The sequence below is a fragment of the Paraburkholderia suaedae genome, assembly GCF_040812055.1.
Lineage (GTDB): Bacteria > Pseudomonadota > Gammaproteobacteria > Burkholderiales > Burkholderiaceae > Paraburkholderia.
In genome coordinates, this window is the sequence record NZ_JBFOAH010000015.1 from 48,431 (window position 1) to 60,255 (window position 11,825).

Genomic DNA, 11,825 nt, shown 5'->3' on the forward strand with positions numbered 1-11,825 from the left:
TCTTTCTGAGCCGGTTATTCGTTGGACGCTTGCAGCAGCGTCATCACGTCGATCTTGTTGGTGCGCTCGGCAAGGAACTGGTTGACGAAGGCGAGCAGCGACGGCGCGCACACGTTCACGCCGATCGAAATGGTGTCGTCGAGATCTTCGAGCGTGACGACGCGCAGGCGCAGCGATGCGGTCGGGTCGACCTTCAGCACGTGCTTGACCTCGAATTCGTCGCGATAGGCGGCCGTCACTTCGCCCGCGTCGAGCGCCTTGAGCAGCGCTTCCCAGCTCGGATAGCTCTGCACGTTCGCGTGCGGGAAATTGCTCAGCACGTACGTCGCGTACGACGAGTTCGTCACCACGCCAATGCTGCCGTCGTAGCTGCGGATCACCTCGGGCGCCGCGCGCCCTTTCGCGAGCTGCGCAAACTTCACGCGATTGAGCAGCAGCGCGCGATGCAGGCGGATGTACGGCACGCTGAAGCTGACCACCTGGGCGCGCGTGAGCGTGCGCGAGAGCTTGCTGATCGCCAGATCGGCCTCGCCGTTGGCGAGCAACGTCACGACGCTGTCAAAGGTCTTCGCGTCGCGATTGAAACGCACTTTCACGCCGAGCCTGGCGGCCATCTCTTTGGCGATGTCGATATCGATGCCCACCAGCTGGCCGTTCTGCAGCTGGAAGAACGGCGGCTGATCGACGCCGAGCACGGCGACCACCAGTTCGCCGCGCGCAACGATGCGCGCGAATTCCGGCGTGAGCAGGCGGCCATCGGGCATCTTCACCAGACCGGTGGAGGTGGTCGGCAAGCCGGCGGCCGGGTTCGCCGCAGCGGACATCGCGGCAGTCGCTACCGCACCGGCAACGCTGCCTGCCGGGGTCGCCGCGAAAGCCGGCGTGCCCGCGAACGCGAGACCGGCGGCGAGCGTCGCGCCCCAGCGCGAAAGACGGCGCAGCAGGGGCGCGGTGCGAGTAGGCCGTTGCAGCATCGGCTCAGGTGACAAGGACGAAAACGACATCTCGGGTACCGGTATCAGTAAGTGGAAGAATCGGAAGCGGCCGCAGGACGCTCGGGCGCGCCGTCGAGCGCGCTGAGCCCAGCGGAGGCCGCCGCCGGTGATGCATGAGCGCTCGACGGCGTCGCCAGCACCGGCGACGACGCCGGCCCGACAAAGCGCGCGCCGATCTCGAAGCCCAGCAGAAACAACAGCGCGCAACCGAGTGCGATCGTCACCATCCGCGAAGTCATCGAAAAAACGTATTGCATCGTCACGCGGGGCGCACCTTTCTCATCGGCTGGCGGCGCGCTTGCGAGTAGGCTCTGCCATGCGCCGAGCGGTTTGCCGTTGGCGTAGCGGCGCTCCGCGCTGATCTGACCGTCGGGCGCGAAACGGCGCACCGTGCCGTGCAGCAGATCGCGCTGATACGGCGCGCTCTGCGCGAGGGAGCCGTCGGCGGCGTAATCGCGCGTCTCGCCTTCAAGCATGCCGTTGCGATAGTTCGCGCGCCGCACAACCATGAACTTCCCCAAGATAAAGAGAACTCGAAATACGTTTTGACAAGGCGTCAAGCGGCACGCCCCTGACTCGATTCAGGTGCAACAAAAAGGCGGGGATAGGTTGATGCAGTAAGGACGCGCTACGTCCCGACATCGGCGCCGCTCGCACGCAAACAGTCGGAGCGGCACCTGACGGTGCGCTCCTGGCGCGTGCGGCCGGCGTCGTTGGCAAACCGATGCGCACCCCGTCGCACATCGGCTCGCGAATACCGTGAATGTTGGTCAGCAGACGGCGCACGCCGGTCACGTCCGCGAGAGTTCCTTCATCGATGGAGTGGCCTGAATCTTCTTTTCAGTCTTTCTTTCTATTGATGGTGTTCGCGGTACTCATCGAAGCTCGGCGGCGACGACGTCATACCCATCTCTTGCGGGAATTATTGACTTGATGCCTCAATTTTGGAAAGGCATTTTTGAGACGCCGGGCCATATTTTTTGGCAGTTTTGCAACGCGTTTTGTATTCGTTATTTTTGTGGCGCAAACGCTTAACACCACGAATTAGCGCTACAAAAGTACTGTGTCAACTGCTAGCGCGTTGCGCCGCTTTTTTGTGGTTCCTGGCTTCCGCGCCTTGGGGAAGCCGAGCCGCCGCGAATCTACCGCGAGCGGCGCGCAGGCTTGCTGGTCGGCGATTTCCCGGGAAATCGGTGCACGCAAACGTTTGATAGTCGGGTTCGCGCTGCCAAATGCGAATACCGCGAAAACGGCACAGTTGGCCCGCGGCGCCGTTTTTATTGTGCTTATTTGCTTTCGTTTTCGTTGTTTTTATTGGTAATGCCTACCCTATTCCCGCGTCGAAATTCAATCGCGATGCTATGCGAGGCACTTTCTCTACGCTGCCCGGCAAGCCCGCTATGCGCGCTTAGCCTGGAGATGCGCCTTTGCGCTCGGCAACGCAGTCGGTCCTGAGCGTCGCGGCGCAGCGAGCGCCAAGCGCACTGCCACACCAAGGCGTTCGCCAAACCGGGGGCCATCGGCAAACGTTTGCTCCGCCAGGCAGATGCATTTGAGGCGGGCAACGGCTGGCAAATGTCAGCCAGCCGCCATGTGCGCAAGCGTACGGACAGTCCTTGGCGGGTATCGCCTAATGGCACGCACACCCCCTGTGTCCAAAAAAAAATGGCAAAGGCACTCCAAGAGCATTCGCAGCCGATGAATGCGCGTCGCAGCGAAGAACGCGCGGCACATGCACCGACCTTCGAGATGGAGCCCGTGAATTTCAACGGGCATTTCGGCTGGCTTTACCAGCCGCTTGCCATCGCCGGCGGGCATCGTCGGTCCGGCGTCGTGCTCTGCGCGCCACTCGGACATGAAGCGCTATGGCTGCATCAGACCATGCGATCGCTGAGCGACCGCCTCGCGGCGCGGGGCTTTGCCGTACTGAGATTCGACTATGCGGGCACCGGCGACTCGATCGATATCGGCGCACGGGTCGACCCTGGCCGCTGGGTGGACCAAGCCATCGCGGCCGTGAGCTTTTTCAGGCGCGCGAGCGGCGTCGGGCGCGTCGCGTTGGTGGGCTTTCGCTTCGGCGCGACGGTGGCCGTGCAGGCTGCACGCGCGGCGGCGGCGGACACCGTGGCGCTAATCGCGCCGGTCGTCGCGGGACAGCAGTTCGTGCGTGAAATGATCGCACTGCACCGCACCTGGCTGGACACGGTAGCGCCGGACGTGCGCAACGACGTGCCGCCCGACGATGCGTTCGACGTGCTTGGCCATCGCTTTCGCCGCGCCTCCGTCGACGAGATTGCGAAGCACGACTTGCGCCGGGCGAGCAGCCCACCCGCGGGCAAACTGTTGATCGTTCACGCGGCCACTCAGGGGCCGAGTCACGAGCTGGCGAACGTCTATCGCAAGCTGGGCGCCCGGGTCGATTCGCTGCCGTTCCCCGAATACGCGCAGACGCTGCAGCCCTCGTGGCTGTCGGCGCTGCCACAGGCCACGCTGGGTCGCGTCGAAGCGTGGTTCGCCCGCGAATTTGCCCAACCGTGCGCGCCGTTGCCGCTTCCCGCATTCGGCCCCGCGATCCCCGCTTTCCCGCCACGGCGTCCATCGGCTCGGAGCGTTGCGAACGGCGCGGCCGAAACGCCGGTCGAGCTTGGCGGCGGACGTTTGTTCGGAGTCCTCTGCGAACCGGCAGACGATCGCGAGCGCGCGCCGCTGGTGGTCATCGCCAACACGGCGACCACACCGCATGTCGGTGACGGACGCTTTAACGTCGAACTCGCCCGCTCGCTGGCACGCGCGGGTATCGCGTCGTTGCGGGTCGACGCGCATGGCATCGGCGACAGCCCCGGCGCGCATACGGTCATCAACTCATCGCTGCTCACCTACGAGCAGCTCGCCGCCGATACCGCGCTCGCCGTCGACTGGGCCGTCGACAGAGGACATCCCCGTGTCGCGCTGTTCGGCATCTGCTCCGGCGCTTACCTGAGCCTTCAGGTCGCGACGAAAAACCCGTCCGTCTCGGCGATGCTGCTGATCAACCTCCAGCGCTTCGAGTTTCCGCCCGACTTCAGAATGTGCGACGCGCTGAAGATCGGCGCGGGCTCGACGCGCGCCCATTTCCGGGCAATGCTGCGGGTGCGCAAATGGGCGCAGGTTCTGCGCGGCGAGGTCGGCCTGCGGCCGGTGTGGCGCACGCTGTCGCGCTACGCGATGGACGCTTTGGTCAGCAATGCCGCGGCGCTGGCCGGCGACGCGAACGGAAAGGCTGGCAATCGAGGCGCCCGTGCCCGGCGGAGAATGCAGGATCTCGATGCACGGGGCGTGCGTGTCCGGCTGCTATTCAGCCCATTGGATCGCGGGCTGGACGAACTGCGGATGCACTTCGGCCCGGGCGGACGAAGGCTCAACAAGCTCGCGCATGCGAGCGCCATGGTGATCCCCAACATGGATCACGAAGTGCTGAATCCCGCGGCACGGCAACAGGTTGCCGCGTTGTGCGCAACGTTTTTCCATCACGCGTTCGCGGCGGCAAGAACAGCGCGCACAGCGCATGACAAGGAAGCAAACGTTCGCGCTCGCGGCCGACGCGGTTCGTTCGACCCCGCGTCGTCGTGACGCTGCGCCGCTGAGCGCGCAACGCGCTGGTTCGGAGCGCGAGCCAGCGGCGCCGCGCGGACGCGCTCACACCCGCCAGATCGGCCCATCGGGAAAGCCATGCTGGTCGAGCGAGGCCCTATGCATTTCGATGCTATAGCCCGACGCCTGCGGCGGCATATAACGGCCATTGCGGATCACGACCGGATCGAGGAAGTGCTCGTGCAGATGATCCACGTATTCGAGCACGCGATTATGCAGCGACGCCGACACGCAGATGTAGTCGAACAGCGAAATGTGCTGCACGTACTCGCATAAACCGACGCCGCCCGCGTGCGGACACACCGGCACGCCGAACTTCGCGGCCATCAGGAGCACCACGATCACTTCGTTCAGACCGCCGAGGCGGCAGCTGTCCACCTGGCAGAAGTCGATTGCCTGCGCCTGCAGCAGTTGCTTGAACATCACGCGGTTGTGGCAATGCTCGCCCGTCGCCACGCCGATCGGCCGCAGGCGCTGGCGGATGGTCGCATGTCCGAGAATGTCGTCGGGGCTCGTCGGCTCCTCGATCCACCACGGGTCGAATTCCGCGAGACGCCGCATGTTCGTGATTGCTTCGTCGACATCCCACACCTGGTTCGCGTCCATCATCAGCTTGCGCTCTGCGCCGATTTCTTCGCGCAGAATGCGCGCGCGCCGCACGTCTTCTTCGAGGCTGCCGCCGACCTTTTGCTTGAAGTGCATCCAGCCCTGCGCGACGCCTTCACGCGCGAGGCGGCGGATCTTGTCGTCGTCGTAGCCGAGCCAGCCGGCCGATGTCGTATAGGCCGGATAGCCGTGCTCGCGCATTTCCTGTTCGCGTTCGCCGCGAGTTGCCGCGTGGCGGTGCAGCAGCGCGATCGCCTCATGCGGCGTGATCGCGTCGGTCACGTAGCGAAAGTCCAGACAACGCACGAGTTCTTCCGGGCTCATGTCCACGAGCAGCTTCCATACCGGCTTGCCTTGCGCTTTGGCCCACAGGTCCCATACGGCATTCACGACGGCCGCCGTCGCCAGATGAATCGCGCCCTTGTCAGGGCCGATCCAGCGCAACTGGCTGTCGGACGTCACCGCACGCCAGAACGCACCCATGTTCGCCGCGATGTCCTCCAGCGTCTTGCCGACCACCAGCGGGGCCAGCGCTTGTGCCGCGCTCACGCAGATCTCGTTGCCCCGCCCGATCGTGAAGGTCAGGCCGTGGCCCGTGAGCGCGTCGGGCGAATCGGTTTCGAGCGTGACGTAGGTCGCGGAGTAGTCGGGCGCGGCGTTCATCGCGTCGGAGCCGTCGAGTGAACGCGAGGTAGGAAAGCGGATGTCCCGAACGGACAGCCTGGTGATCGTGGTCATGTGAACACGCTCCTCATCGACAGCTATCGACTTCCGCCTGGCAGCGAAGGCGGACCGGTTTGTGGCTTGCGACTCGACGGGCGGGCTGCTTCCGCCCCGCATCGACGTGTATCGGTTGCTATCGCCGTGAGTCGCAACGGACAGGTCGAGGAAGCGCGGCGCGCTCCTCTTCTTTCGTCACTTACGCACGGCGTAGGTCAATCGTAGAGCACGGCGGCGATCTTCGGATCGGTCATGTTGCTCTTGTCGTACCAGTAGAAGCCCGTGTCGATTTTCTTCGCCAGCTTGCCGCCCTTTAGCGCCGTCACTGCCGAATCGACCACGCACTTGCCGATGCCCACCGGATTCTGCGTGATCGCGCCGAGCATCAAGCCTGACGTGATGTCCGCTTTCTGTTCCTTGCCGGAGTCGAAGCCGATCAGCAGGAGCTTCTTGCCCGATTCGCGCACGCCGATCGCCGCGCCTTCCGCCGAGCCTTCATTGGCCCCGAAAATGCCCTTCAGGTTGGGATTGGCCTGAATCATCGCCTTGGCGATTTCGGCCGACTTCAGATGGTCGCCGCCGCCGTACTGGACGGAGACGATCTTCACGTTCGGATGCTTTGCCTTCATCTCGTTCACGAAACCGTCGCGGCGATCAATGCCCGTCCGGCTGGTCTGGTCGTGAACGATCACGCCGACCTCGCCCGAATTGCCGATGGCCTCGGCCATCTTGTCGGCGGCGAGCGCGGCGGCTGCAAGGTTGTCCGTCGCGCAGGTGGTTAGGGGGATGTTGCTGTCCACGCCGGAGTCGAATGCGATGACGGGAATCTTGTCGGCCTGCGCCCGTTTCAGTAGCGGAATCGCGGCCTTGCTGTCGAGCGCGGCGATGCCGAGCGCCTGGGGCTTCTTGGCGAGCGCGGCCGACAGCATGTCGATCTGCTTGTCGACCATCGCCTCCGTTTCCGGTCCCTCGAAGGTGATCCTTACGCTGTGATCTTTCGCCGATTGCTCGGCGCCCGATTTGACCGCTTGCCAGAATTGATGCTGGAAGCCCTTCGAAATGAGCGGGATATAGACGTCGTCCGCATACGCGAGATTCGCCCCGCCAACCAATGCGCCCAGGCCGACCACGACAGCGACCATTTTTTTATTCAACATGGAAGTTCTCCTCCTAAGGTGGACCAGCAAGCTTCAGTCGTCGGGAAGCCGTCGAGCAGCTTCGGCGCTCCCCGTTTAATGTTGTCGGCGTCGTGTCAGCCCCGCCTGCGCCGCAGAATGTCGGCGTAGACCGCCAGAATGATGATGAGCCCCGTCACCACGATCTGCCACTCCTGAGCGACGGACATGATGCGCAAGCCGTTGGTCAGCACGCTCATGATGAACGCGCCGATGATCGTGCCGAGGATCGTGCCCGAGCCGCCGCTGAGCGACGTGCCGCCGATCACGACCGCAGCGATCGCTTCGAGCTCGTACCCCTGGCCGAGCGCAGGCTGCGCCGAATTCAGCCGCGACGCGATCAGCAGCCCGGCGATGCCGCAAATCGCTCCGCTCAGTCCGTAAATGGCGATCTTCCACCCATCGACGTTCACGCCGGACAGGCGCACGGCTTCTTCGTTGCTGCCGAGCGCAAACGTATAGCGCCCGAGCGCCGTACGATTGAGCGTGATGGAACTCGCGATGGCCAGCAGAAACAGAATCAGGACCGCATTCGGAATGGGCAGGCTCGGCACGAGATAGCCGATGAGCGAGTCCTGCGAGATCCGGTAGAAGTTTTCGGTGTCGGTGAAATAGATGGGTTTGTCCGACGAGACGACGAGCGAGAGGCCCTTGAGCAGCATCATCATGCCGAGCGTGGCGATGAAGGGCGGTATTTTCATCTTTGCCGTGAGGGTGCCGGAAATGGTCCCGCAGACCGCGCCCGTGCCGATCGCGGCGAGCACGCCGAGCCACATCGGCAAATGCCAGAACGTGAGGAACACACCGCAGATCACCGCCGTAAAGGTCATCAACGTGCCGACCGACAGGTCGATGCCGCCGGTGATGATCACGAAAGTGCAGGCAATTGCGAGCACGCCGTTGACCGCCGTCGCCTGCAGAATGCCCAGCATGTTGTCCATCTGCATGAACGCGGGCGAGGCGAAGCTGAAGAAAATCAGCAGCAGAATGAGGCTCGCGAAGGCGAGCAGCTTTTGCAGCGCGGTCGGCGAAAAGACGCGCGCTCTCAGGGCGGCAGAGCGTCCCTGTCTCGCAAGCGCCGAACTATCCGTGGGCAAGGTCATATCGGTCTGTCGGCTCACGCCGCCGTTTTCAGGGTTTCACGCTGCGTCGCCAGATGCATGATGCGCTGCTGGGTCGCTTCTCGCGCTGACAGCTCGCCGGTAATGCGGCCCTCGCACATCACGATCACGCGATCGCTCATGCGCAGAATTTCCGGCAATTCCGACGAGATCATCACGACGGCCTTGCCCTGGTCGGCGAGCGCGCGCAGCAGCTTGTAGATTTCGTTCTTCGCGCCAACGTCGATGCCGCGCGTCGGCTCGTCGAAAAAGAGCACGTCGCAATCGCGCTGCAGCCACTTGGCGATCACCACCTTCTGCTGGTTGCCGCCCGACAGCAACCCCACCTGCTGGGTCGCGGAAGGCGTACGAATGGCAAGCAGGTTGATGAACTGGCTGGCGGTGCGGCGAATCTGCGCGCGGCGCAGGAAGCAGTTGAACGCGAGGAACCGGCTCAGATTGGACATGACGATGTTCGATTCGACGTCCATGCCGGTCGCAAGGCCATAGCGTTTGCGGTCCTCCGACAGATAGCCGATGCCGCGCGCCACCGCGTCGCTCGGCGTTCGGATGACCGCCTTCACGCCTTTCACGACGATTTCGCCCGATTCGATCGGATCGGCGCCGAACACCGCGCGCGCGACCTCGGTGCGCCCCGCGCCCATCAAGCCCGCGAAGCCCAATATTTCGCCCTTGTGCAGCGTGAAGCTCACGTCCCTGACGAGCGGGCCGGCATTCAGATTCCTGACTTCGAGCGCAACTTCGCCCTTATTCGCGGTACTGTGCGAAGGCGCGACATCGCTCAAGCTTCGCCCGACCATCATGCCGATGATCGCTTCGACCGTGGTGTCCTGAGCGGCGACGGTGGCCACGTATTCGCCGTCGCGCATCACGGTGACGCGGTCGGCGATCTGCTTGAGCTCATCCATCTTGTGCGAGATGTAGACGATGCCGACGCCCCGGCTCCTCAGCTCGCGAATGATGCGAAAGAGCTCGGCGATCTCGGCGTCGTTGAGCGCGGATGTGGGTTCGTCCATGATCAGCACACGCGAATCGAACGACAACGCCTTGGCGATCTCGACCATCTGCTGCCGCGCAACGGTGAGTGAGCCGACCACGGCGCGCGGGTCGAGCGTCACATGCATGCGGCTCAGAATGTCGCGCGCCTGCGCGTTGAGCTTGACTTCGTCGAGCAACAGGCCGAAACGCCCGCGCGGCTCGCGGCCGATGAAAATGTTCTGCGCGACAGTGAGATGGTTCATCAGGTGCAGTTCCTGATGAATGATGCCGATGCCGACGGCCTGCGCGTCGCGCGGGCTCTCGAACGCGACCGGCTTGCCTTCGTAGAGGATTTCGCCCGAGTCCCGGGTGTAGACTCCGGCGAGGATTTTCATCAGCGTTGACTTGCCCGCGCCGTTCTCGCCCATCAGCGCGTGGACTTCCCCGGCGATGAGCTCGAACTGGACTTCGTGCAGCGCCCTTACGCCGGGAAAGCTCTTGCTGAGCCTTTTGACGGAAATGAGCGGCGTCACGGCGAGGATCGGGCGACAAATGCGCGGCCGCCACGGGCGTTCCCGGGCGGGGCGGGCCGCAAGGGCGCGAGGCGCCGCAGGGGTTGGGTACGGTAATCGCAAAGAGAAGCCAGGCGCATTGCTGGACCCCGAAAACCGATGTGCCACGATTTTACGACGCCGGCGCGCGGCGGCTCAAGCTGAGGCATTCCCCAGTGTCGAAGATGCTGGCGCGCAGAGCCCCGCGTGGAATCGGAGGCCGTCGGCACTGCCCGGTGCGATGCCGGGGGCGGCGCCCCACCCCGCTGCTACTGTGCGCTGCCGCGCAGATCGCGGATGTGCTGGTAGACGGTCGCGCGGCCCATCCCTAACACGTTCGCGACATAGTTCGCCGCGCTCTTGCCCTTGAAAGCCCCCTCGGCCCACAACGCGGCGACGAGTTCACGCCGGTGATCGCGTGTCAGCGAATTCAGCGCCAGCTGGCGTTCCTGAAGCCAGCCGTGCAGGAAGGTGTTGATGCGCTCCTGCCAGTCGTCCTTGAACAGCTCTTCCGGTTGCTTCACGACGCCGGCGCCCGAAATCACGAGGTCGATCACGTGCTTCACTTCCTCGAACACCGCGATGTTGTAGTTGATGCACATCACGCCGCAGGCCACGCCCGCGTCGTCGAACAACACGGTGCTGACACAGCGCATGCGCCGGCCATCCCAGTTGATCTTCTCGTACGGGCCGATGTTGCCGGGCTGGGCGACGTGGTCGATTTCTTCCAATGCGGAGTCGTCGCCCAATTCCCGCTTCGACAGATTATTCGCGATGTGCGCGACCGTCTGGCTGTGCAGGTCGTGAATCACGACTTCGACATAGGGGAAAAACAGCAGTGCGATACCGTCGGCGACGCGGCTGTAACGTTCGAGCAGCATCCGGCGAGCCGGTGTGGGTTGGGTCTTTCGCATGGAGTCGGCAGAGGTTGCGGGATGGCGGCAAGCGCCGGCACGGACTAGCCGCGATGTGCGAGATGCCTGGGATGCCGCCGCCAAGGGTCCGTACTATTTTGCCACGGCGTGTCGGGCGCTCAGATAGCGAAACAGCTCGTACGCGATCGCGACGTCTTCGAGTCCGAGTCCGATCGAACGGAAAAACGCATGGCGGCCGTACGACGGCCGTTGCGCGTTACCGCCAAGCAGCTCGGGCAGGTCGGCGACCACGCGCTGCGGAGACCAGCCGTGCAGTTGGGCCGCGAGCTTCATTTCCCCGGCACTCGCTGGCGTGGTGCGCCGGTAGTCGCAATACACGTCCATTTGCGGCAACCATGCGGGCGGGATTTCATGGGCGTTCGCGACGTTCGTGCTGATCGACGTGATCAATGCCGGCCTCGTCAACATGCCGTCGGTCAAAACCGGCGTGCCCGACGATGTGCACAGCGCCACGACATCCGCGTCGCGCACGCAGTCTTCGAGCGTCGCGTGCGCGGTGACGCGTGGGTCCAGCGCGGTCACTGCGGCACGTTGTGTTTCGCTGGCACGCAGGTTGGGCGAGAAGACCCGGATCGAATCCCACGGCCGCAACGGCGCGATCTGGCGCAGATGCGCCTGACCGACTGCCCCCGTGCCGACGATCGCGAGCCGGCGCGCGCCGGGCGCGGCGAGTTGCTCGACCGCGAGCGCGGTAGCGCCTGCGGTGCGCTCCACGGTGAGCAAACCCGCGTCGCACCACATCAGCGGCTGGCCGGTCTCCATCGACATCAGCGCGGTCCACGCGGTGATGATCGGCTTCGAGTCCGTGACGATATACGGCGACAGCTTCGCGCCGAACACCTTGGCGTCGGCGATCGCGCCCAGGTACGTGATGAAATCGCCCGCATTCGCGGGAAACAGCGTCAGGCTTTGCGGCGGCTGCACCGCATGCTCACTGTGGAGCGCGCGGAACATTTCCGTCAGCGCGCGGCGCACGTCCAGTTCAGGCAGCGCGTTGCGCACCGCATCGTGCTGCACGATCAACGGGGTGGTCGTTTCGCTACGGCTATGGCTCATGAATCTGCTCTCCGAGTGGGTGCCAGGGTTCCGGCATCGGCTCAATTCTAAATTAAAG

9 protein-coding genes are annotated in these 11,825 nt (G+C 64.1%); 1 reads left to right on the forward strand and 8 read right to left on the reverse strand.

Going from position 1 to position 11,825, the window contains the following annotated elements:
* Positions 1–14: 14 nt before the first annotated feature.
* Together ABQJ48_RS20475 and ABQJ48_RS20480 are read right to left on the reverse strand one after the other, a co-directional pair.
* Entirely contained in the window at positions 15–1,004 is a 990-nt protein-coding gene (locus ABQJ48_RS20475) for an ABC transporter substrate-binding protein (protein ID WP_367839822.1), read from the reverse strand.
* A 14-nt stretch (positions 1,005–1,018) separates the two neighbouring features.
* Positions 1,019–1,504, reverse strand: a complete 486-nt coding sequence (locus tag ABQJ48_RS20480) for a toxin-antitoxin system YwqK family antitoxin (protein ID WP_367839823.1) — start codon at positions 1,502–1,504, stop codon at positions 1,019–1,021.
* A gap of 1,156 nt (positions 1,505–2,660) precedes the next feature.
* On the opposite strand from ABQJ48_RS20480, the gene ABQJ48_RS20485 reads away from it, so the two are divergent.
* Positions 2,661–4,604, forward strand: a complete 1,944-nt coding sequence (locus ABQJ48_RS20485; protein WP_367839824.1) for a serine aminopeptidase domain-containing protein — start codon at positions 2,661–2,663, stop codon at positions 4,602–4,604.
* A gap of 66 nt (positions 4,605–4,670) precedes the next feature.
* Here ABQJ48_RS20485 and ABQJ48_RS20490 read toward each other — a convergent pair whose 3' ends face one another.
* The 6 genes from ABQJ48_RS20490 to ABQJ48_RS20515 all read right to left on the reverse strand — a co-directional run bounded on the left by ABQJ48_RS20490 (position 4,671) and on the right by ABQJ48_RS20515 (position 11,767).
* Entirely contained in the window at positions 4,671–5,969 is a 1,299-nt protein-coding gene (locus ABQJ48_RS20490) for an L-fuconate dehydratase (RefSeq protein ID WP_367839825.1), read from the reverse strand.
* Between the two features lie 197 nt (positions 5,970–6,166).
* Positions 6,167–7,108: an ABC transporter substrate-binding protein gene (locus ABQJ48_RS20495; RefSeq protein ID WP_367839826.1), complete on the reverse strand. Its 942-nt coding sequence runs from the start codon at positions 7,106–7,108 to the stop codon at positions 6,167–6,169.
* A 95-nt stretch (positions 7,109–7,203) separates the two neighbouring features.
* Positions 7,204–8,229, reverse strand: a complete 1,026-nt coding sequence (locus ABQJ48_RS20500; protein ID WP_367839925.1) for an ABC transporter permease — start codon at positions 8,227–8,229, stop codon at positions 7,204–7,206.
* Positions 8,230–8,243: 14 nt separating this feature from the next.
* A complete protein-coding gene (locus ABQJ48_RS20505; RefSeq protein WP_367839827.1) occupies positions 8,244–9,758 on the reverse strand; it encodes a sugar ABC transporter ATP-binding protein in 1,515 nt (504 codons plus the stop codon).
* 287 nt (positions 9,759–10,045) lie between these two features.
* Positions 10,046–10,690 (reverse strand): helix-turn-helix transcriptional regulator, encoded by a 645-nt coding sequence (locus tag ABQJ48_RS20510; RefSeq protein ID WP_367839828.1) that lies wholly within the window; start codon positions 10,688–10,690, stop codon positions 10,046–10,048.
* Between the two features lie 93 nt (positions 10,691–10,783).
* On the reverse strand, positions 10,784–11,767 hold the full coding sequence (locus ABQJ48_RS20515) for an ornithine cyclodeaminase family protein (protein WP_367839829.1): 984 nt from the start codon (positions 11,765–11,767) through the stop codon (positions 10,784–10,786).
* Between the last annotated feature and the right edge of the window lie 58 nt (positions 11,768–11,825).

Coding starts and splice junctions, on each gene's coding strand:
- ABQJ48_RS20475 (WP_367839822.1), bottom strand. CDS start 1,004: ATGTCGTTTTCGTCCTTGTCACCTGAGCCGATGCTGCAACGGCCTACT.
- ABQJ48_RS20480 (WP_367839823.1), bottom strand. CDS start 1,504: ATGGTTGTGCGGCGCGCGAACTATCGCAACGGCATGCTTGAAGGCGAG.
- ABQJ48_RS20485 (WP_367839824.1), top strand. CDS start 2,661: ATGGCAAAGGCACTCCAAGAGCATTCGCAGCCGATGAATGCGCGTCGC.
- ABQJ48_RS20490 (WP_367839825.1), bottom strand. CDS start 5,969: ATGACCACGATCACCAGGCTGTCCGTTCGGGACATCCGCTTTCCTACC.
- ABQJ48_RS20495 (WP_367839826.1), bottom strand. CDS start 7,108: ATGTTGAATAAAAAAATGGTCGCTGTCGTGGTCGGCCTGGGCGCATTG.
- ABQJ48_RS20500 (WP_367839925.1), bottom strand. CDS start 8,229: ATGACCTTGCCCACGGATAGTTCGGCGCTTGCGAGACAGGGACGCTCT.
- ABQJ48_RS20510 (WP_367839828.1), bottom strand. CDS start 10,690: ATGCGAAAGACCCAACCCACACCGGCTCGCCGGATGCTGCTCGAACGT.
- ABQJ48_RS20515 (WP_367839829.1), bottom strand. CDS start 11,767: ATGAGCCATAGCCGTAGCGAAACGACCACCCCGTTGATCGTGCAGCAC.